Below are 21,653 nucleotides of genomic sequence, written 5' to 3' on the forward strand. Positions count from 1 at the left end.
CCATGAAAAAACTTCTTACTGCATTGCTATTCGTTCCCCTTCTCGCTTTTGCTAGCGGCGGGGAAGTCCATCTCGACAAGGCTCCCGATGTTCAGGGAGACAAGGCGGCGCTGCAAAACGGTGCCAAGCTGTTCGTGAACTACTGCCTGAACTGCCATGGTGCGTCCTACGTCCGCTACAACCGTCTGACCGAACTCGGTCTGACCGAAGAGCAGATCAAGGACAACCTGATGTTCACCGCCGAGAAGATCGGTGAGCCGATGCGTGTCGGTATCCGTCCGGACGAAGCCAAGAAGTGGTTTGGCGCAACTCCGCCGGATCTGTCCGTGATTGCACGGGCCCGCGCTTCTGAGCATGGTTCCGGTGCCGACTGGCTGTACACCTACCTGCGTTCTTTCTACCGGGATGAGAACCGTCCCACCGGCTGGAACAACGTGGTGTTCGAGAACGTCGGCATGCCGCACATCCTCTACGAACTGCAAGGTACCCAGGTGCTGAACGCCGAGCACAAGCTCGAACTGGCTGTACCGGGTAAGCTGGCTGCGGCCGATTACGACAAGCAGGTTGCCGACCTGGTCGGTTTCCTGGTGTGGATGGGTGAGCCCCAGGCTCAATTCCGCAAGCAGCTCGGTCTCGGCGTGCTGGCCTTCCTGGCCGTACTGTTCGTTGCGGCCTACGCCCTTAAGCGTGAGTACTGGAAAGACGTGCACTAAGCTGTAAAAGGCACAGCCAGGGAAGCAGTTTCTCCCTGGTCTTCGGCATCGGCGGTAACGGTGATCTTCAGATCGCCAAACCGTCGGTGCCGTTTCCGTTTTGATGGGGGGGAGCGCTGATAGCTGCCCATCCAGTCGTTTGTTGATCGCCGGTTCGTGTCAGTGACGGATCGGCCCAAGAAAAGTGAGGGCTTGAAACATGATGAACCTTTATTCGGGAACCACTTGCCCCTTCAGCCACCGTTGCCGGATTGTGCTGTACGAAAAAGGCATGGACTTCCAGGTCATCGACGTGGACCTTTTCAACAAGCCGGAAGACATCGCCGTCATCAACCCCTACGGCCGCGTTCCGGTGCTCGTTGAACGGGATCTCATCCTCTACGAGCCGAACATCATCAACGAGTACATCGACGAGCGCTTTCCGCACCCGCAGCTGATGCCGGCCGACCCGATCCAGCGTGCCCGCTCGCGCCAACTGCTGTCCGGCATGGAGCGCGAGATCTTCGTGCACATGGAAGTGCTGGAAAAGAGCAACGCCAAGGCCGCGGAGAAGGACAAGGCCCGGAACGAGATCCGTAACCGTCTGACCGAACTGGCCCCCATGTTCACCAAGCAGAAGCACATGCTCGGCGACGAGTTTTCCATGCTTGACGTGGCGATCGCCCCCCTGCTGTGGCGTCTTGACCACTACGGCATCGAGTTGGGCAAGACGGCGGCGCCGCTGATGAAGTACGCCGAGCGCATCTTCAGCCGCCAGGGCTTCATCGATGCCCTGACGCCGCCGGAAAAGGTGATGCGCAAGTAAGGCTGGCTCGACCGGCCTCCGGTACGGGGCGAGATTTCTCCGTACCACAGGAGACAGACATGCAAGACGATCAGTACGACGACGAGCAGGGGGAACCTCTGCCGTCCACCAAGCCTTACCTGTTGCGTGCCCTCTACGAGTGGTGCTGCGACAACGGCTTTACGCCCTATCTGGCTGTGGCAGTGGACCGTCGCAGCCGGGTGCCGATGGAATTTGTGCGCGACGGGCAGATCGTCCTGAACATCAGCCCGGACGCCACCAACCGTCTGCAGATGGGCAACGATCTGGTGACCTTCCAGGCACGCTTCGGTGGTCAAGCCCGGGATATCTCTGTCGCCGTGGAGTGCGTGGCGGCGATCTACGCTCGGGAAAACGGTGCCGGCATGGCCTTTGAAGTCGACGAGCTGGATGACCAGAACGCCGGTCAGGGTCAGGACGCGCCGGCGGTGGCTCAGGATGTCGAGCCCGAGCCGCCGGCTAACCCACCGGCCAAGCCGGGTCGCCCTCATTTGCAGCGGATCAAGTAAGTCCCGTACAAGTCTGGGTGGATTGCACCACCATGAAGCGCCCCGTGCCCTTGGCCGGGGCGTTTTTTTTGCACAATCCGGCCCACTCCCAGGTTTTATGGCATGGCACGGCTGTTGCAATGCCGATGCAGGAGACTGCCATGACCCATGAAACCCGATCTACCTGTTGCTACTGCGGCGTCGGCTGTGGTGTTCTGATCGCGCATGACCAGGAACGCATTACCGGTGTGCGGGGCGATCCGGACCATCCCGCCAACTTCGGCCGCTTGTGTACCAAGGGCGCCAGCCTGCATTTGTCGGCCCGTCCCGAGAGCAGGCTGCTGCACCCGCAACTGCGATCCCGTGCTCAGGACGGAAGACGGGGAGCACCTCGCCGGGTGCTGTGGGATGAGGCCCTCGACCATACCGCGCAGCGCTTCGCCGAGATCGTCCGGGCCCATGGTCCGGACAGCGTGGCTTTCTACCTGTCCGGGCAATTGCTCACCGAGGACTACTACGTCTTCAACAAGCTGGCCAAGGCCCTGATCACCACCAACAACGTCGATACCAACTCGCGCCTGTGCATGTCTTCGGCCGCGGCCGGCTACAAGCTCACCCTGGGGGTAGATGCCCCCCCCTGCAGCTACGAGGACATGGCGCTGGCCGACTGTCTGTTCATTGCCGGTGCCAATCCGGCGGTGGCCCACCCGATCCTCTATCGGCGCATCGAGGATGCCCGGGCGGCCAATCCCAAGCTCAAGGTCATCGTCGCCGACCCGCGGCGCAGCGAAACCGCTGCCCAGGCCGACCTGCACCTGGCCCTCAAGCCCGGCACCGACATCGCCCTCTACCACGGCATGCTGCACGTGATGATCGCGGAAGGATTGTTGGATGAGGCCTATATCGAATCCCACACCGAAGGCTTCGACGCCCTGCGCAAGATCGTGCGCGAGTATGCCCCGGATACTGCCGCCGTCCTCACCGGTGTGCCCACCGCCGACATCGTCACCGCTGCCCGCTGGTTCGCCCAGGCCGGCGCCGCTCTCTCCCTGTATTGCCAGGGCCTCAACCAGTCGACCCACGGCAGTCACAACAATGTCGCCCTGATCCACTTGCACCTGGCCACCGGCCAGATCGGTCGGGCCGGTGCCGGTCCCTTTTCCCTTACCGGGCAGCCCAACGCCATGGGCGGGCGCGAAGTGGGGGGGATGGCCCACCTGCTGCCCGGCCACCGTGAGGTGGCCAACCCGGACCATCGGGCCGAAATCGCCAGGTTCTGGGGTGTTCCCTGGCTGTCACCCCGGCCAGGGCTGAAGGCCATCGACCTGTTCGCCGGCTTGAAGAGGGGTCACGTGAAGGCGGTGTGGATCGCCTGCACTAACCCGGCCCAATCCCTGCCGCACCAGGCCGAGGTGCGCCAGGCCCTGGCTGCGGCTGAATTGGTGGTGGTCCAGGAGGCCTTTGCCGACGCCGAGACGCTGCGTTACGCGGACGTGATCCTGCCCGCTTCGACCTGGGGGGAGAAAGAAGGAACAGTGACCAATTCGGAGCGCCGCATCAGCCGGGTCCGTGCTGCCGTACCGCCGGCCGGCGAGGCCCGCGCCGATTGGGCCATCGCCTGCGATTTCGCTCGGCGTCTCGGGCGTGAACTGGGCCTGCTGGCAGCCGATGCCCTGTTTGACTACCCGGACCCGGAAGCCATCTTCGACGAACACCGCCGTAGTACCGAGGGGCGCGATCTCGATATTGGCGGCCTCAGTTACGCCACCCTGGAGCGGCAAGGCCCCCAGCAATGGCCTTACCGCGTCGGCGCCAGCGGCGGCACGGCAAGGCTCTATACCGATGGGCGGTTCGAGACGCCCTCCGGGCGAGCCCGCTTCGTGCCTTGCCGCCACCAAGGCACGGCGGATCGAACCGATACCGCCTTTCCCTTTGCCTTGCTATCCGGCCGCATGCGCGACCAGTGGCACGGTATGACCCGCACCGGTACGGTACCGCGCCTCTTCAACCAGGAAGCAGAAGCCCTGCTGCGCCTACATCCCGCCGACCTGCGTCAGATCGGTCTTGACGAAGGGGGATTGGCCCGGGTCGCCAACGGTCGGGGCAGCATCATCGTGCGGGTCAAGGGCGATGCCGGCATGCGCCCAGGGAGCGCCTGGCTGCCCATGCATTGGGGCGAGCGCTTCATGTCCAGCGCCGGGGCCAACGTCCTGACGCCAGCCAGCGTCGATCCCATTTCCGGCCAACCGGAACTCAAGCACGCTGCGGTGCGCATCGAGGCCGCGGCCTTGCCCTGGCAGCTGGCGGTGATCCAGCGGGTCAGCGATGCCACGGCCGCCGCCGCGCTGGCCCAGGCGCGTCAATGGCTCGGCCGTTTCTCCTACGCCGCGGTGTCCTTCCATGGCGGCAAGCGGCCGGTAGTCATCCTGCGCGCCGCTGCAGAGGCGGCTGCGTCGCCCGAAATGCTGGCCGAGCTTGATCAGGCCTTCGGCCTCGAGCGTCCGGGAGGGCTGTCCTACGCGGACCCGGCCCGGGGCGTGGCCAAGCGAGCTGCCCTCGACAATGGCGAATTGACGGCGATCCGCTTGGCCGGAGAAACCCTGGCTAGTGCCTGGCTGCCGGAAACCCTGGCGGGGGCGGGGTTGGATGCGGCCAAACTGCGCTTCGCCCTGGCGCCCATCGCCACACCGCCGGCCGACCTGGGCCCCCCCCGGGAAATCGTCTGCAAGTGCGCCGATGTGGACCGCCAGACCCTGGTCGCGGCATTTGCCGCCGGCGAAAGCGTGGCCATGGTGCAGGAACGGCTAAAATGCGGAGGCTACTGCGGCGGTTGCGTGCCCGATCTGCGTCGCCTGCACGGGGCCGCTCAGGCACCCGCTGTCGGCCAGGCGGCCTGAAGCAAAACGACAACAAGGAGACGCCATGAATTTCGCGCAGTTCATCAAGGAAATCGGTCGGGGTGCCGAAGGCTCCAAGGATCTGACCCGTGAAGAAGCCCGCCAGCTCTACGGCGCCATGCTCGATGGCGGCGTACCCGACCTGGAGTTGGGGGCGATCCTCATCGCACTGCGCATGAAAGGCGAGTCCAGCGAGGAAATGACTGGCTTTCTCGGGGCGGTCCATGAGCGCCTGCCGGCGCTGCATGCCCCGGCCGGGCGTATCCGTCCGGTGGTCATTCCCAGCTACAACGGCGCCCGCAAAGGGGCCAACCTGACGCCCCTGCTGGCCCTGCTGCTGACCCGCTTCGGCGTGCCGGTGCTGGTTCACGGTGTCCTTGAAGGCTATTCCCGGGTGACCACGGGGCACGTCTTCCGTGAACTGGGCATCATGCCCTCCACGTCCCTGGTGCAAGCCCAGCAGGCCCTCGATGAGCGCCATCTGGCCTTTGCGCCGGTGGCGCTGTTTTCACCGGGCCTGGCCAATCTGCTGTCGGCCCGGGGCCGGCTCGGTGTGCGCAATAGCGCCCACAGCCTGGTGAAGATGCTCGATCCCTTCCGTGGCGCCGGAGTGCTCCTGGTGGCGGCCACTCACCCGCCCTACATGGATATGATGCGCGAGGTGATTCTGGCGTTCGAGAGCCGTGCCCTACTGTTGCGCGCCACCGAAGGCGAGCCGTTCGCCAATCCGAAGCGCCGACCGCGTATCGAGTATCTGCACGAGGGGATGAGCGACATCCTGTTCGAGGCCGAGCACGAAAGCCTCAAGTCACTGCCCCAACTGCCCGAGGCGGCGGATGCCAAGACCACGGCACAATGGATCCGCAAGACCCTCGACGGGCATGGCCCGCTGCCTTTGCCGATCCTGCACCAGTTGGCATGCTGCCTCTACGCCAGCGGCTACGCCGAGGACTTCAATCAGGCCAAGGCCATCGTTGCGGTGGAAGGGCTGCCAGTCGGCCAGTTGTAACCCGCTAATCAGACCGCTCCGCCGCCTGGCACATCGTCAGGCGGCTCGTGGTAGGTGCGCAGTTCGTCGCGGCCGGCCTGCTTGGCCTGGTACATGGCGGCGTCGGCGTGGCAGAGCAGTTCCTCGACATCGCGGCCATGGTTGGGGAAGAGGGCAATGCCGATGCTGGCGGTCACGCTCATGGCGGCAACGCCCAGTTCGAAGGGCTTTTCGAAGGCAATCAGGATCTTCTCCGCCACTATCCGGACGTCCTCTTCGCTTTCCACCTCGGGCAGCAGCACCACGAATTCGTCGCCCCCGAAGCGGCATACCGTATCCATCTGCCGCAGACAGTCGGTGAGACGCACCGCCGCCTCCTTGAGCACGGTGTCGCCTGCGGCGTGGCCTAGCTGATCGTTGACCGCCTTGAAACGGTCCAGGTCGATGAACAGGATACCGACCATGCGGTGCATGCGTCCCGCCACCACTAGCGCCTGCTCAGCCCGGTCGATGAACACCGGGCGGGTCGGCAGCCCGGTCAGGTTGTCGTACTTGGCGGCACGCTCCAGCAATTCCTGCAGGGCCTTGCGCTCCGAGATGTCGCGGGCTTGGATGAGCAGCAGGGGACGGCCGCGCAAGTGGACGGTGCTGGTGCGCACTTCGACCGGGAACTCCTCGCCACCGGCACGGCGGTAATGGGCCTCCGTGGTCGAAATCGCGGGCGGTCGCCCCTCCGGCGCCAGGGGCTCCGGTGCGGCGCTGCTCACCGAGATTTCGATCTGGTCCATATTGGTCGCCAGCAGAGCCTCACGGGTATAACCCAGGCCGATGCAAGCCTGCTGGTTGGCCTCGATGATCTTTCCTGTCTCGTCGAGCACCAGGAGGATGTCGGCGCCATGCTCGACCAGGTGGTGAAAGCGTTCCTCGCTGGCGGCCAGTGCCGCGGCCTGCCGTTCCATCTGCAGCAGTTGGCGATTGATCACCGAGAGCAGACCACCAATCAGGCCGATGCTTACGGCGGCGGCCAGTCCGATACGCCAGGCGTTGAGCCGCCAGGGACTCAGCAGTTCATGCTTGTCCAGTGAAACGGTGCTGATGATGGGGAAACGCTGTCCGGCGCGGAAGCTCACCAGCCGTTGGCGATGGTCGATGGAACTGGTGGCCTCGTAGGTGCCCTGGTATTCCTGCTGGTCGATCTGGGTAAACAGTTCGCTGCTGCGAAAATCCCGGTCGAAGGCGGCCTCCACCCGGGGCGCCCGCACCAACAGATGCCCATCGCGGCGCAGCAGGATGGCGGTGCTACCTTTGAGGGGAAGCACCGCGTTGAAAAAGCTTTCGAAGTAGTTGATGTCGATGGAGGCGACGACGACGCCGAGAAACTTGCCGTTGCTGCTTTCCATACGCCGGCTCAGGGCGATCTGCCAGCGCTGGCTGATGCGGCCGATGTGGGCCGTCGAGATGTACAGCCCGGTATCGCGGCGCATGGCCTGGGCGAGAAAGTAATCCCGATCGCTGATATTGATCTGGCGTGCCTGGGCAAAGCCGGAATAGGCCTGCATGTCGCCCCGATCGTCGGTCACGTATAGCGCGCTGATGCTCGGCACCCCGATGCGGTGGTCGCGCAGCATGTCTTCCAGGCGCTCGGGATCCTGGCGGTAGCTGGCCAGCCCCTGGCGGGCCAGGTTGTCCTTGGCCCCCTTCAGGGCCAGATCCACCGCCTCAAGGGTCAGCTCGATCTGTTCGCTCAAGGCCAGGTTGACCACTTCGGCCGTTTTTCTGCCGGCTTCCATGGTTTCCATGCGCAACGAGATCAGGGTGTACAGCGCCAGACCAACGGCTGCGACCAATAACACCCCTCCCATCCCCCATAGGGTATGGCTCGGGTGTTCTCCGTTGTGCAAATGGCACGTCGCCCCGTCCGTTGGGGGGACGGGGGCAGAGAGCGGGGGCGGCTGATCAGGCGGGGCGTTCATTCGGTAATGGTCCCTGTCTGCTTGTTTTAGTCCATTGGCGTATCAAGCGCTCGTCCGTTTATCGCGCTGATCCCGGCCCTTGTCGTTCTCATGGGGTAAAAACAGTGGCACTGCTCTGGTGCGTTGCCCCGGTGCTAGCGTTGGTGTCGGGCGTTTTCTTGGTGCACGGGCATCGGCCGTTGTGCTGGTTTTATACAAAAACCCTTTAAAAACATATGGGTGTATTCTGGTACGGGGTTTGCTAAATAGCCAGTAGCAGCCCACTCGCGATCAACGGCGACCGCGACGTCCCCGACGTGACACCGATGTCATGTGCTGAAACGGATTTTTCGGTTTCAACCGCCCCCTTGCGGGGCCGCACCAGGAGTCGCCGCCATGAACGCGCCCGCCCCGTCGTCCGCCGCAGTTCCCGCTTCCGCCGCCTCGTCCCGTTTCGCATCGCACTTCCCCGTGCACAAGCCCCGCCTGGTCATGGTTGGCAACGGCATGGCCGGTTGCCGCACCCTGGAAGAGCTGCTCAAGATCGCCCCGGACCACTACGACATCACCGTGTTTGGCGCCGAGCCCCACCCCAACTACAACCGCATCCTGCTCTCGCCGGTGCTGGCCGGGGAGATGACGCTCGACGAGATCGTCCTCAACGACCTGGCCTGGTACGCCGACAACGGCATCGCCCTGCACGTGAACAAGAAGGTGGTGCAGATCGACCGGGCCAGGCGCCTCGTGATCGCCGAGGACGGCACCACCGTCCCCTACGACCGGCTGCTGCTGGCCACCGGCTCCACCCCCTTCATCCTGCCGGTGCCGGGCAACGCGTTGGACGGGGTGATCGCCTACCGGGACATCGCTGACACCGATGCCATGATCAACGCGGCCCGGACCCACCGCCACGCGGTGGTCATCGGCGGCGGCCTGCTCGGCCTGGAGGCGGCCAACGGCCTCAAGTTGCGCGGCATGGACGTGACCGTGGTGCACATCGGCCCCTGGTTGCTGGAGCGCCAGCTCGACGAGGTGGCCGGGCGCATGCTGCAGCAGTCCCTGGAAGCGCGCGGCCTGACGTTTCTTCTGCAGGCCCAGACCGAGGCCCTGGTCGCCGATGCGGCCGGCACCCGGGTGCGGGCCGTCCGCTTCAAGGACGGGCTGGAGATTCCCGCCGACCTGGTGGTGATGGCCGTGGGCATCCGCCCCAACACCGCCCTGGCCGAATCCGCCGGCATCCATTGCAACCGGGGCATCGTCGTTTCCGACACCCTGCAGACCTTCGACCCGCGCATTTACGCCGTGGGCGAGTGCGTCAGCCACCGCGGCATCGCCTACGGCCTGGTGGCGCCCCTGTTCGAGCAGGCCAAGGTGTGCGCCAACCACCTGGCCCACCACGGCATCGGCCGCTACCAGGGCTCGGTGACCTCCACCAAGCTCAAGGTCACCGGCATCGACCTGTTTTCCGCCGGCGACTTCATGGGCGGCGAGGGCACCGAGGAAATCGTCCTGCACGACCCGGCCGGCGGCGTCTACAAGAAGCTGGTGCTCAAGGACAACAAGCTGGTGGGCGGCGTGATGTACGGCGACACCGCCGACGGCCCCTGGTACTTCCAGCTGCTCAAGGACGGCCGCGACGTGCACGAGCAGCGCGACCGGCTGATCTTCGGCCAGTCCCTGGCCGGCGACGTGGGCCACCAGGGCCAGAACAGTGCCGCGGCCATGGCCGACGACGCCGAGGTGTGCGGCTGCAACGGCATCACCAAGGGCACCATCGTCAAGGCCATCAAGGAGCAGGGCCTGTTCACCCTGGACGAGGTGCGCAAGTGCACCAAGGCCTCGGGTTCCTGCGGTTCCTGCACCGGCCTGGTGGAGCAGATCATCGCTTCCACCATCGGCGGCGCCTACACCCCGGCGGCCTCGGACAAGAAGCCCATGTGCCAGTGCACCGACCATGGCCACGAGGCGGTGCGCCGAGCGATCCGCGAGCAGCACCTGACCAGCGGCGCCGCCGTCCGCCACTTCCTGGAGTGGAAGACTCCCGACGGCTGCGAGAAGTGCCGTCCAGCCCTCAACTACTACCTGATCTCCACCTGGCCCCACGAGGCCAAGGACGACCCCCAGAGCCGCTTCATCAACGAGCGGGCCCACGCCAACATCCAGAAGGACGGCACCTACTCGGTGGTGCCGCGCATGTGGGGCGGGCTAACCACCCCGGCCGAACTGCGCGCCATCGCCGACGCGGCGGAAAAGTACGCCGTGCCGACCCTCAAGGTCACCGGCGGCCAGCGCATCGACCTGCTCGGGGTGAAGAAGGACGACCTGCCCAAAATGTGGGCCGACTTCGCCGCCGCCGGCATGGTCTCGGGCCACGCCTACGGCAAGTCGATCCGCACCGTGAAGACCTGCGTCGGCTCCGAGCACTGCCGCTTCGGCACCCAGAAGTCGATGGACATGGGGATCAAGCTCGAACGCATGCTGTTCGGCATGTGGAGCCCGCACAAGGTCAAGCTGGCCGTTTCCGGCTGCCCGCGCAACTGCGCCGAGGCTGGCATCAAGGACGTGGGGGTGATCGGCGTCGATTCCGGCTACGAGCTGTATGTGGCCGGTAACGGCGGCATCAAGACCGAGGTGGCCGAGTTCCTGGTCAAAGTGAAGAGCGACGAGGAGGTCAAGGAATACGCCGGCGCCTTCCTCCAGCTCTACCGGGAAGAGGGCTTCTACCTGGAGCGCACCGTCCATTACGTGCAGCGGGTCGGCCTGGACTACGTCAAGCGCCGCGTCGTCGAGGACGGCGAAGGCCGCCGCCAGCTCCACGCCCGCCTGATCGACGCCCTCAAGGACGTGCCCGACCCCTGGCTGGAGCGGGTGCAGGGCGCCGAGCGGCACGAATTTGCCACCATCGAGGTCTGAGGAGAGCCCCATGAGCAGCGACGCCATGATCGCCGTCATTCCCGCCCCGGCCGCGGCCACTGGCCAGGCGGCCCCGGAGTGGAAACGCATCTGCCGAATCGACGAGATTCCGCCCCTCGGCAGCCGGGTGGTCAAGCCCCAGGGCAAGCCCGCCATCGCCGTGTTCCGCACCGCCGACGACCGGGTCTTCGCCCTGCACGACCACTGCCCCCACAAGGGCGGGCCCCTGTCCCAGGGCATCGTCCACGGCACCCGGGTGACCTGCCCGCTGCACGGCTGGAACATCGGCCTGGACGACGGCCAGGCGGTGGCACCGGACGTGGGCCACTGCGGCAGCTTTGCGGTGAAGGTGGAAGCGGGCGTGGTCTGGCTGGCCGTCTGAAGCCACGCCAAGCCGAAAAAAGGGGGCCATGAAAGCATCCACGTTGCCGGAGCGGCGCCATTGGTTGGCGGGGGGTACGCTAGCCCTGGCGCTGCCCCTGGGGGCTGTCGGTGCAGCGGAGGCATGGTGCTATTCCTGGGGCTCGGTGCGATCAACCTGACGGGCCGCCAGCCCATGCTCTGATAGCGCTGCCCCACGCGCATCGGCCAATTGCGGCAATCGCTGCAATTGCTGCCGTGGGGCGGCCCGATATTCGCGCCAGCGCCTGGATGCTTCCCTGGGACAGTTCGGCTGTCCTCGACTACCGGCTGGGGATGGCCTGCGACACTGGTGTCGCCGTCCTCTCGCTGCTCTTGAACCCTTGAACCCTTGAACCTTCTCCCGACAATCCGGTTCTTAGCCAGGTAACACGAGAACGCTCTCCACAATGCTATCCTCGCTTTCCTTATGACCGCTCCTGCAGCCCTCATCCTCTTTGCCCACGGCGCCCGCGATCCGGACTGGGCCCTGCCCATGCACCAGGTGCGTGCAGCGCTGCTGGCCCGTGCCCCCGACACCCGGGTCGAACTGGCCTTTCTCGAATTCATGACGCCGGAACTGGTGCCTTGCGTCGAGGGCCTGGTCGCCGAGGGGGTCCGCCACATCGCCGTGGTGCCCCTGTTCATCGCCCAGGGCGGCCACCTCAAGCGCGACCTCCCCCTGCTCCTTGAGCAACTGCGCGCCCGCCATCCCGGCTTGCGCCTCGACCTGAGCCCGCCGGTGGGCGAGGCGCCGGCGGTAGTCGCGGCCATGGCCGACTACGCCCTCGGCCAGCTGCCGGCCCAAGCCCGTTCCTGACGCGTCACTCCTGCGCTAAGGCGCCGACGGCCCATGGCAGGGCAGGGCGAGGTGCTGGCGCACTGCCGTGGTGCGGCCGGCGGGCAGCACGGCTGGGTATTCCCTTGATCATTCGGCTAGGTCGTTGATTTTCAACGAATCGATTTCCTGGCCCGGGAATTGCTGAACGGACGTCATTGCTTCTCCTTGCGACGCCCAGCTCCTGCTGACCCGGCCATGACGTATTCCTCCGCTTCCTCTCCGACCGCCCTGCGGGTGCTGGTGATCGACGAATCGCAACGGCGCGGTTCCGATCTCTGCGCCGGCCTGGCCCTGGCCGGTTGCCAGGTCGCGGCAGTGCTCGCCGGGGCCGGCGACCTGCCGCGCCAGGTGGAGGCGGTGAAGCCCGATGTGATCCTGATCGGCACGGACAACCCATCCCGGGACACCCTGGAGCACCTGGCGGCAATGAACCGGGAGATGCCGCGACCGGTGGTGATCTTTGCCGACGAGGGGGACCAGGTCTGCATCCGCAACGCCATGAAGGCCGGTGTCGCCTCCTACGTGGTGGATGGCCTGGAGCCGGCCCGGGTGAAGCCGGTGATCGACGTCGCCCTGGCCCGCTTCGAAGCCGACCAGGCTTTGAAGCGGGAGCTGGAAACCACCCAGAAGAAACTTTCCGAACGGCGCCTGGTGGAACAAGCCAAGGGGCTGCTCATGAAGCTCAAGGGCCTCGATGAAGACGAGGCCTACAAGCTGCTCCGCAAGCTGGCCATGGATCGTGGCCAGCCGATCGGAACAGTGGCGCAGAACGTGCTGGAAACGGCGCGGTTGTTGTTGTGACGCGGTCTTCGCGTATCGATCTCCTCTTGCATCAACTTGACCGGGCTCCCTTGGGAGCCCGTTTTTTTTGCCAAGGCGCTTGGGGCTGTGGTGATGACCGGCTGGAAAGGCGCGCCAGTTCTCGTGATCCAGGTAGGTGCCGCTGAAAGCAAGAACTGGCGCGGAGTTCCACGAGGTATGCCTGGAGATCCTTTGCTGGCGCGGTGATTGGGCAGGGGGCCAACGAAAAGCCATCAGATCGATGCCCTTGCGGCCCGGTGCCGCCAATCCCCTCTTTTGTGCGCTGTGCAATGCAAAAGGCACGCTTCCAGTGCCCAGCGCGTTGTTTTGGTTTGGCCTGTAAATTTGGTTTATTTGCTTTAAAACAATGGGTTATTCCTGATTTTTGAGGGTGGCACGGCGGTTGCTAAACGGTAAGTGACCGTGCCAAGGGCGGCGCGGTCGAGTGGCATGGACAACGGCGTCCATCCCGACGGGTTCCTCCTCCTCCCGTCGGGGTGAGACGCCGTTTTTTTCGCCCAGGAATTCCGCGTGGCCGTTGCGTTGTTTGTTCCGTTTGCTTCGTCTGCGCCGTCAGTTTCGATCGTTTTGCCGACTTGTCCGGGAGCCGCACATGAACCGCCTGAACCCTTTTACCTGTTCCTCTTCCGCCATTTCTGCTCCGGGAGCTCCCCATGACGCATCCGCCGACCCGGTGGGCGTCGATGCCCAGCGCCGTTCCTTCCTCACCGCCGGGCTGCGCCTGTCCGCCGGTGCCGGCGTGCTGGGGATGGGTGTGAGCGCCGGGGTGGGCAGCCTGGTGCCGGGCGAGGCCCGGGCCGCCGGGCCCGCTCCCGGGGCGGCCAACGCACCGGAAAAGAAGGAGGTGCGCATCGGCTTCATCCCCCTCACCGACTGCGCCTCGGTGGTGATGGCGGCGGTCAACAAGTTCGACGAGAAGTACGGCATCAAGATCATCCCGAGCAAGGAGGCCTCCTGGGCCGCGGTGCGCGACAAGCTGGTCAACGGCGAGCTGGATGCCGCTCACGTCCTTTACGGCCTGGTCTATGGCGTACAGATGGGTATCGGCGGGCCGAAGAAGGACATGGCGGTGCTGATGGGCCTCAACCAGAACGGCCAGGCCATCACCCTGGCCAACAAGCTGCGCGACCTGGGCGTCACCGACGGGGCCGGCCTGAAGAAGCTGATCGCCAGCAAGCCCGGGGCCGGCGCCGAACTCACCTTCGCCCAGACCTTTCCCACCGGCACCCACGCCATGTGGCTGTACTACTGGCTGGCGGCCCACGACATCAACCCGCTGAAGGACGTCAAGACCATCACCGTGCCGCCGCCGCAGATGGTGGCCAACATGCGGGTGGGCAACATGGACGGCTTTTGCGTCGGCGAGCCGTGGAACAACCGGGCGATCATGGACAAGATCGGCTTTACCGCCGTGACCACCCAGGAGGTGTGGGTGGATCACCCGGAGAAGGTGCTGGGCACCACCGCCGACTTCGCCAGCAAGCACCCCAACACCAGCCGGGCGATGATCGCCGCCATTCTTGACGCCAGCCGCTGGATCGACGGGTCGCTGGCCAACCGGCGCGCCACCGCCGAGACCATCGCCCAGAAGTCCTACGTGAACACCGACCCCGAGGTGATCCTGGAACGCATGCTGGGCCGCTACAGCAATGGCCTGGGCAAGAGCTGGGACGACAAGAACCACATGAAATTCTTCAACGACGGGACGGTGAACTTCCCCTACCTGTCCGACGGCATGTGGTTCCTTACCCAGCACAAGCGCTGGGGCCTGCTCAAGGAGCACCCGGATTACCTGGCGGTGGCCAGGAAGGTGAACCGCATCGACCTCTACACCCTGGGCGCCCAGGCCGCCGGCGTGGCCCTGCCCAAGAGCGAGATGCGCACCTCCAAGCTGATCGACGGGGTGGTCTGGGACGGCAAGGACCCGAAGAAGTACGCCGACGGTTTCAAGGTCCACGCCTGACTGCGATGCGACCTGCCCGCCCCGCGCAGCCCCACCGAATTGATTGCATGAGAAGGAGTCTGCCATGACCACCTGCAGCGCCACCGCCGACGACCTGCCCCTGGGCGGTCCGGCCGCCGCCACGCCGACGACAACCCCCTCTGCTCTGGAAGCGAGGCTGGACGCCAATCTTCAGGCATCCCCATTGGAGAACCGCGTGGAATCTCGCGCTCCAGCCACCCCCTCTGAAACCCCGCGCCCCGCCTTGCTTTCCGGCAAGGGGGGGAGGGGAGGCCAGGGTGGCGACGCCCTCCTGCGTCTGACCAAGGCGGTGCTGCCGCCCCTGCTCGGCCTGGCTGCCTTCGTCGCCATCTGGTACGTCGCCACCCTCTCGGGCGGCAGCGGCATTCCCGGCCCGGTGGCCACCTGGCAGGAAGCGGTCAAGCTGTTTGCCGACCCCTTCTACCGCAACACCCCAAACGACCAGGGCATCGGCTGGAACGTGCTGGCCTCGCTGCAACGGGTCGGCATCGGCTTTGGCATCGCCGCGGCGGTGGGCATCCCCCTCGGCTTTCTGATCGGCCGCTTCGACTTCCTGGCGCGCATGCTCTCGCCCATCATCAGCCTGCTGCGCCCGGTGTCGCCGCTCGCCTGGCTGCCCATCGGCCTGCTGGTGTTCAAGAAGGCCGACCCGGCGGCGACCTGGACCCTGTTCATCTGCTCGATCTGGCCGATGATCCTCAACACCGCCGCCGGGGTGAAGCAGGTGCCCCAGGATTACCTGAACGTGGCCCGGGTGCTGGCCCTGTCCGAGTGGCAGGTGTTCACCCGCATCCTTTTGCCGGCGGTGCTGCCCGCCGTCCTCACCGGGGTGCGCCTGTCCATCGGTGTGGCCTGGCTGGTGATCGTCGCCGCGGAAATGCTCACCGGCGGCGTCGGCATCGGCTTCTGGGTGTGGGACGAGTGGAACAACCTCAACGTCGCCCACATCCTCATCGCCATCGGCGTCATCGGCATCGTCGGCCTGCTGCTCGACCAGGGCCTGATGCTGCTGGCCAAGCGCTTCACCTTCGAATCCCGCTGATCCCCCCTTTCAGGAGATACCGCCATGGCTAGCGCAACACCCATTGACCGCCACGCTGACAAGTTCGTCGATATCCAGGGGGTGGAACAGGCCTTCGCCACCAAGCAGGGCCGCTTCGTCGCCCTGCGCGACATCGACCTGGCCATCGCCAAGGGCGAGTTCATCACCCTGATCGGCCACTCCGGCTGCGGCAAATCGACCCTGCTCAACCTGATCGCCGGCCTGACCACGCCCACCGCCGGCGCCCTGATCTGCGACGGCCGCGAGATCGCCAAGCCCGGCCCGGAACGGGCGGTGGTGTTCCAGAACCATTCCCTGCTGCCCTGGCTGACCTGCTTCGACAACATCCACCTGGCGGTGGAGAAGGTATTCGGCGCCAAGGAGGGCAAGGCCAAGCTCAAGGCCCGCACCGACGCCGCCCTGGAACTGGTGGGCCTGACCCATGCCGCCGCCAAGTACCCTCACGAGATTTCCGGGGGCATGAAGCAGCGGGTCGGCATCGCCAGGGCCCTGTCCATGGAACCCAAGGTGCTGCTCATGGACGAGCCCTTCGGCGCCCTGGACGCCCTGACCCGAGCCAAGTTGCAGGATGAGCTGCTGAAGATCTGCGAGGCCACCCGGGCCACGGTGGTGATGGTCACCCACGACGTGGACGAGGCGGTGCTGCTGGCCGACCGGGTGGTGATGCTCAATAACGGTCCGGCGGCCACTATCGGCGAAATCCTGCCGGTGCCCCTGGCCCGCCCCCGGGACCGGCTGGCCCTGGCCGCCGATCCGGCCTACCTGGCCTGCCGCCAGGCGGTGCTCACCTTCCTCTACGAAAAGCAGCGCCACCCCCAGCCCCTGGCGGCATAGGGGCTGGCACGCGAACGGGAATACGTCGGTACGGGGCGCGAAAAACGGGAGCGGCGGCCGGGCGAGGAGCCCGCGCCGCCGCTGCTCAGCCGGCAGGAGGCCGGCCTAAACCCCCTCATCCAGAGGGGTCGGAGGGACTGGTACGGATGGAAACGAATTCCGGGAACGGGGGGCGTTCCCGCATGCCCGCCACCCCCGCCTCCCGTAGGAGTCGGGGCGGCGGGCGTTACAACGCGATTCGGTATTCCTTACGGCAAGGGATGGCGGTGGCAGAACTGCTGGTAGTGGCTTACCAACTCCCGGGCGAGATCGAAATCCTTATGGTTCAAGGCACTTTCGATATCGTCCAGCATCATCGTGTGCAAACAACACAGACCTTCAGTGGATTGCAGCATCTCACTGGCCATTTCCGTCGCCACGATATCGGGCACATGCTCGTGCTGGGCAACGGTGGCAATTTCATCGACGTCCAGGTCGGTGAATTCCATACATTCCTTCAAAGACAGCATCTCGACCTCCTCGGAAGGGTTCCCGCACGCCCCAAGTGGGCCGGGCCTCGTTCCGCAATAAATTAAAAGAACCGCCCGGAGCAGAATCTCCGGATCGGCGGGTCGGCCAGCAGGGAGGATTTATGGGTATTGTAGGAGGTGCCTCTTTGTCGCGGTGTTATTGGTGAGGTCACTCATTTTTTATAGTGGTGGATACCGGGTATTGCAAGCTACGTGTTATCCACAGGTTTTTCGGTAAAAATCACGGTGCGCCATTAATATTTTGATTAGAAACGTTTTTTTGTGATTCGAGGCGTGGTTTTTATGCCCCGAAATGGTGCGTTGACACAATGTTTAACCAAGTTGGCGATAGCGGTTGTGGTCACCCCATGATCTGTGAATAATTCGCAAAAAGTCGCGCCAAAGCGACGGACTTCATGCGCATAAAAAGGGATGGCCATGGATCGGATCGCGGATAGCGCAGTCGACGTGGGCGGGGTGGAAAAGGGGATGCAGGGCATGCATTCGAAAATGCATTCGGCTGCGGCGACCTTGCCTGGTGAAGGGGCCGCCGTCTTCAGCCATGAAACCCTGATGGACGTCGTGCACGATCCGGTGCCACTCAATCTGCGCCTGCGCCGTCTCCATGCCCTGGTGCAAGAGCGCTACGACTTCATCGAGCGCATCGCCGTGGTGTCCTACGAAGCCCAGACCGACCGGCTCAAGACCTTCGTCCATTCCTCCGGCGGCGACGAGCCCTTGTCGTTCTACGAGAGCCGCCTCGCCGCTTCCAGTTCCCTTTCCCAGATCGCCGCGACCCGCAAGCCGCGGGTGGTCCAGGACCTGGGGGTCGCCTACGGCCGACGGAGCGGTGAGCACAGTCTGCGCATCCGCGGCACTGGCTACGCCGCCAGCTACACCATGCCCGTGATGAACCACGGCACCCTGGCGGGCTTTCTCTTCTTCAACTCGCGCACACCGTGGGTGTTCACCACCCCGGTCCTCGACTACCTCAACCTGGTGGGGCATGTGCTCTCGCTGATGGTGGTCAACGAACTGGTCTGCGTCGGCACCCTGCTCTCGGCGGTGCGCACCATCACCCATATCGCCCAGTGCCGCGATTTCGAAACCGGCAGCCACCTGGAGCGCATGGCCCACTATTCCCGCGTGATCGCCCTGGCCGTGGCGCCGCAGCGACAGCGGGACGATGCCTTCGTCGAGCATGTCTTCCGCTTTGCCCCGCTCCACGATATCGGCAAGATCGCCGTGCCCGACGACCTGTTGCAAAAGCCGGGGCGGCTGACCGACGAGGAGTTCAAGGCAATCCAGGCCCATACGGTGAAGGGCGTCGAGATCATCGACACCATGCTGGATCAGTTCGGCCTCTCCGGCGTGCCCCACACCGACATGCTGCGCAACATCGCCCTGCACCACCATGAAACTCCGGATGGTCTGGGCTACCCCCACGGCCTGGCCGGCGAAGACATTCCCCTCGAAGCCCGCATCTGTGCCGTGGCCGACGTTTTCGATGCCCTGACCAGCAAGCGCCCCTACAAGGACGCCTGGAGCAACGAGCAGGCTTTCGAGTTGCTGCAACGCCAGGCCGGACCCAAGTTCGACCCGGACTGCGTGGCGGCGCTGCTGGCCCAGCGCGAGGAGGTGGCCCGCATCCAGGCTGAGTTCGGTGAAGACCGGCTAGGCTAGGGAGCCGCTCGCGTGGGCTCCAGGCCGCGCTAGTGCCTGGGGCTTAAAACACCAGGGCGTCGCCTACCAGGCTGCCGGCCTGTTCGAGCCGGGTCAGCGTGGGCAGTAAATCGAGCCCGGTGGCGGTCTTCAAGGATTGGGCGCGCTGGCGCAGATCGGCCATGGCCTCGGCGAGAGGCTCACCGGTGGCGGCAAAGGCCACCGCGTTGCCGCTGTCGCAGGACGGAAAGACCAGGGCGCGCCCCGCGCTGGCGTTGCGCAGCCGCTCGACACTGCCCATGAAGCCCCTATTGCGCCCGAGCAGGTTCACCGTGAGCAGGCCGCGCCGGGTCAGGCGCTTCATGCAGCCGGCGAAAAAGCTCTCGTCGCCGAGCCGGCCGGTGCGGGCGTCCGGGTCGAAGCCGTCCACCAGAATCCAGTCCCAGGCCCGGGTGGCCTCGGCGATGAAGTCGGCGCCGTCGGCGATGACGATCTCCAGCCGCTCCGATTCCTCCGGCAGTTTGAACAGGTGCGCCGCCATGGCCACCACCCGCGGGTTGATCTCCACCACGGTCAGCTTGGCCCCCGGCACGTGGTGATGCAGCCAGCGGGTCAGGGAGCCGGCACCGAGGCCGATCTGCAGCACCGAGCGGGGCCAGCCCCCGGCCGTGTCCGGACAGGTTTCGCCTTCGCCGCGCAACAACAGGCCCGCCATCATTTCCCGGGTATAGGCCAGCTCCAGATCGTAGGGGCGGCGGATGCGCATGGCGCCCTGAACCCAGTCCGAACCGAAGTGGAGGTAGCGGACTCCGGCGGTTTCACTTACGTCGATGGGGTGGTTCAGGTCGTAGTCAGGGGAACGGCGCAGCATGGCAGGAAAGGAAGGAGCGGTGAGACGGAACCAGGACTTTCCCCTGGCAGGCAGGGCAGCATTGTCCCATAGGTTTTTTTCACCGAGATTGTGGGAAGAAAAGTCAGAATCTCTGACAAAAGTCATAGAATTCGTGCCTGCTCTTTTAGGGGCACAAAATAACTCAGAGGGATGGATTGAGCCGAGGCCAATGATGACTATCAAACAGAAATTACTTTTACTTATCGTCAGTGGCGTATTGGCGCTGGTGTTGGTGGGGGGGACCGGTCTGTACGGGACCAAGCAGACCGAGAATGGCTTGCAGGAAGTGGCGAGCAACTACATGCCCTCGGCCATTCAGTTGCTGGTGGCCAGCGAGGCCCAGACCGATATTTCCCGGCGCGCTGTCGAAGCGTCCGGTTGGGAGCGGGAGTTTTCCGACCGTGCGCGCGAGGGAATCGCCAAGTCCCTTGAAATGAAAAAAGCGGCGTGGAAGCGTGCCGAGGATGCGCTGGCCAAGTATGCGGCCCTGCCCATGACCGACGAGGAGCGCAAGACCTGGGACAGTTTCCGTGCTAGCTGGAATACCTGGAAGGCCGGTGGCGAGAAGCGCGATGTGATTCTGGATGCGCTGTCCAAGAGCACCAGCGAGGCCGAGTACAGGGCCCTGTTTGCCGATTTCCACAAGCTTGGGGTAGGTCAGGGCAAGCTCTACCTGGAGGCGGAAGAAAAGCTGAACGCCCTGGTGAAGATCAACGTGAACAACGCCGAGGCTCAGGGTAAGGCGGCCGAAGAAATGGCGGCGCGGATGCAGACCACCGATATCGTGGTGGTGACCGTCGGGATCGTGATCCTGCTGCTGGTCAGCTTCTCGGTGTTCCGCGCCATCATGGGCCCGCTCAAGGCGACCCAGGAGGTGGTGGAAAGCATTTCCGCCAACAACGACTTCACCCGTCGTATCCCGGTCAGCAGCCAGGACGAGATCGGCGTCATGGTTGGCGCCTTCAACAAGCTGATCGGCAACGTTCAGGAGTCCTTGCGCGAGATCCAGAGCCACGTCGGCGAGATCCGCGGCTCGGTCAGCACCGTGGCCAACGCCGCCCATGAAGTGGCCCTCAGCTCCGCCAACCAGAGCAGCTCCACGTCGAGCATGGCCGCGGCGGTGGAGGAAATGACCGTCTCGATCAACCTGGTGGCCGACAATTCCGGCGCCGCCATGGACCTGGCGCGCAAGTCCGGCGACATCTCCAACGAGGGCGGCCGCATCATCGATGAAACCGTGGCTGGCATGCAGGGCATCGCCGCATCGGTGGGCGAGGCCGCCCGGGTGATCGAAACCCTGGGACAGGAATCCCAGCAGATTTCCGCGGTGGTCCAGGTGATCAAGGAAATCGCCGACCAGACCAACTTGCTGGCCCTCAACGCCGCCATCGAGGCGGCCCGAGCCGGTGAGGCCGGGCGCGGCTTCGCCGTGGTGGCCGACGAGGTACGCCAACTGGCCGAACGCACCACCAAGTCCACCGGCGACATCGGTCAGCTGATCGGCAAGATCCAGATGGCCGCCAACGGCGCGGTGAGCGAGATGCAACAGGTGGTCAGCCAGGTCAATGAGGGCCAGACCCTGGCCAACGACGCCGGCAGTCGCATCGCCGAGATCCGCGAGGCGGTGCAGAAGGTGGTGGATGCGGTCACCGAGATCAGCAACGCCCTCAAGGAGCAGGGCGCCGCCAGCCAGGAAATCGCCAAGCACGTCGAGTCCATCGCCCAGATGACCGACGAGAACCACGCCGCCAGCGAGAACACCTCCACCGGCGCGCAGCAGCTCGATCACCTGGCCGAGGAAGTCAGCCAGACCATCGCCCGCTTCAAGGTCTGAGGATTGTTCTCACGACGTACGCATCAGGCGGTGATGCAA

At 64.9% G+C, this 21,653-nt stretch carries 17 protein-coding genes; 14 read left to right on the forward strand and 3 right to left on the reverse strand.

What is annotated here, in order from left to right; genetic code table 11:
- Positions 1-2: 2 nt before the first annotated feature.
- The 5 genes from OTERR_RS04855 to ybiB all read left to right on the forward strand — a co-directional run bounded on the left by OTERR_RS04855 (position 3) and on the right by ybiB (position 5,930).
- Entirely contained in the window at positions 3-713 is a 711-nt protein-coding gene (locus OTERR_RS04855) for a cytochrome c1 (RefSeq protein ID WP_054621857.1), read from the forward strand.
- 199 nt (positions 714-912) lie between these two features.
- On the forward strand, positions 913-1,518 hold the full coding sequence (locus OTERR_RS04860; RefSeq protein ID WP_054621846.1) for a glutathione S-transferase N-terminal domain-containing protein: 606 nt from the start codon (positions 913-915) through the stop codon (positions 1,516-1,518).
- A 59-nt stretch (positions 1,519-1,577) separates the two neighbouring features.
- Positions 1,578-2,045 (forward strand): ClpXP protease specificity-enhancing factor, encoded by a 468-nt coding sequence (locus OTERR_RS04865; protein ID WP_149425029.1) that lies wholly within the window; start codon positions 1,578-1,580, stop codon positions 2,043-2,045.
- 140 nt (positions 2,046-2,185) lie between these two features.
- Positions 2,186-4,921, forward strand: coding sequence for a nitrate reductase (locus OTERR_RS04870; protein ID WP_149425030.1), 2,736 nt, complete (start codon positions 2,186-2,188; stop codon positions 4,919-4,921).
- A 25-nt stretch (positions 4,922-4,946) separates the two neighbouring features.
- On the forward strand, positions 4,947-5,930 hold the full coding sequence (gene ybiB / locus OTERR_RS04875; protein ID WP_149425031.1) for a DNA-binding protein YbiB: 984 nt from the start codon (positions 4,947-4,949) through the stop codon (positions 5,928-5,930).
- Between the two features lie 8 nt (positions 5,931-5,938).
- Here the strand turns inward: ybiB and OTERR_RS04880 are convergent, their stop codons facing one another.
- Entirely contained in the window at positions 5,939-7,762 is a 1,824-nt protein-coding gene (locus OTERR_RS04880; protein ID WP_187775308.1) for a sensor domain-containing diguanylate cyclase, read from the reverse strand.
- Positions 7,763-8,332: 570 nt separating this feature from the next.
- Between OTERR_RS04880 and nirB the strand changes: the two genes are divergently transcribed.
- The 7 genes from nirB to OTERR_RS04915 all read left to right on the forward strand — a co-directional run bounded on the left by nirB (position 8,333) and on the right by OTERR_RS04915 (position 16,717).
- Positions 8,333-10,774 carry a nitrite reductase large subunit NirB gene (nirB, locus tag OTERR_RS04885; protein ID WP_149426432.1) on the forward strand — a complete coding sequence of 814 codons (2,442 nt, stop codon included), beginning with the start codon at positions 8,333-8,335 and terminating at the stop codon, positions 10,772-10,774.
- A gap of 25 nt (positions 10,775-10,799) precedes the next feature.
- Complete coding sequence (gene nirD / locus OTERR_RS04890; protein ID WP_149426433.1) at positions 10,800-11,156, forward strand: nitrite reductase small subunit NirD; 357 nt, start codon at positions 10,800-10,802, stop codon at positions 11,154-11,156.
- 447 nt (positions 11,157-11,603) lie between these two features.
- A complete protein-coding gene (locus OTERR_RS04895) occupies positions 11,604-11,993 on the forward strand; it encodes a sirohydrochlorin chelatase (protein ID WP_149425032.1) in 390 nt (129 codons plus the stop codon).
- 216 nt (positions 11,994-12,209) lie between these two features.
- Complete coding sequence (locus OTERR_RS04900; protein WP_149425033.1) at positions 12,210-12,815, forward strand: ANTAR domain-containing response regulator; 606 nt, start codon at positions 12,210-12,212, stop codon at positions 12,813-12,815.
- A 769-nt stretch (positions 12,816-13,584) separates the two neighbouring features.
- Positions 13,585-14,799, forward strand: coding sequence for a CmpA/NrtA family ABC transporter substrate-binding protein (locus OTERR_RS04905; RefSeq protein WP_149426434.1), 1,215 nt, complete (start codon positions 13,585-13,587; stop codon positions 14,797-14,799).
- A 64-nt stretch (positions 14,800-14,863) separates the two neighbouring features.
- Entirely contained in the window at positions 14,864-15,862 is a 999-nt protein-coding gene (gene ntrB / locus OTERR_RS04910; protein WP_149425034.1) for a nitrate ABC transporter permease, read from the forward strand.
- 24 nt (positions 15,863-15,886) lie between these two features.
- The gene (locus tag OTERR_RS04915) at positions 15,887-16,717 is read left to right on the forward strand and encodes an ABC transporter ATP-binding protein (RefSeq protein WP_149425035.1); all 831 of its coding nucleotides are present in this window, start codon (positions 15,887-15,889) and stop codon (positions 16,715-16,717) included.
- Positions 16,718-16,965: 248 nt separating this feature from the next.
- Here OTERR_RS04915 and OTERR_RS04920 read toward each other — a convergent pair whose 3' ends face one another.
- Positions 16,966-17,205 carry a hypothetical protein gene (locus tag OTERR_RS04920; RefSeq protein ID WP_149425036.1) on the reverse strand — a complete coding sequence of 80 codons (240 nt, stop codon included), beginning with the start codon at positions 17,203-17,205 and terminating at the stop codon, positions 16,966-16,968.
- 459 nt (positions 17,206-17,664) lie between these two features.
- Between OTERR_RS04920 and OTERR_RS04925 the strand changes: the two genes are divergently transcribed.
- A complete protein-coding gene (locus OTERR_RS04925; protein ID WP_246154337.1) occupies positions 17,665-18,909 on the forward strand; it encodes an HD-GYP domain-containing protein in 1,245 nt (414 codons plus the stop codon).
- A 43-nt stretch (positions 18,910-18,952) separates the two neighbouring features.
- Here OTERR_RS04925 and OTERR_RS04930 read toward each other — a convergent pair whose 3' ends face one another.
- Positions 18,953-19,732 (reverse strand): spermine/spermidine synthase domain-containing protein, encoded by a 780-nt coding sequence (locus OTERR_RS04930; protein WP_149426436.1) that lies wholly within the window; start codon positions 19,730-19,732, stop codon positions 18,953-18,955.
- 217 nt (positions 19,733-19,949) lie between these two features.
- Between OTERR_RS04930 and OTERR_RS04935 the strand changes: the two genes are divergently transcribed.
- Positions 19,950-21,614, forward strand: a complete 1,665-nt coding sequence (locus OTERR_RS04935; protein ID WP_187775309.1) for a methyl-accepting chemotaxis protein — start codon at positions 19,950-19,952, stop codon at positions 21,612-21,614.
- Positions 21,615-21,653 lie beyond the last annotated feature (39 nt).

The sequence above is a fragment of the Oryzomicrobium terrae genome, assembly GCF_008274805.1.
Lineage (GTDB): Bacteria > Pseudomonadota > Gammaproteobacteria > Burkholderiales > Rhodocyclaceae > Oryzomicrobium > Oryzomicrobium terrae.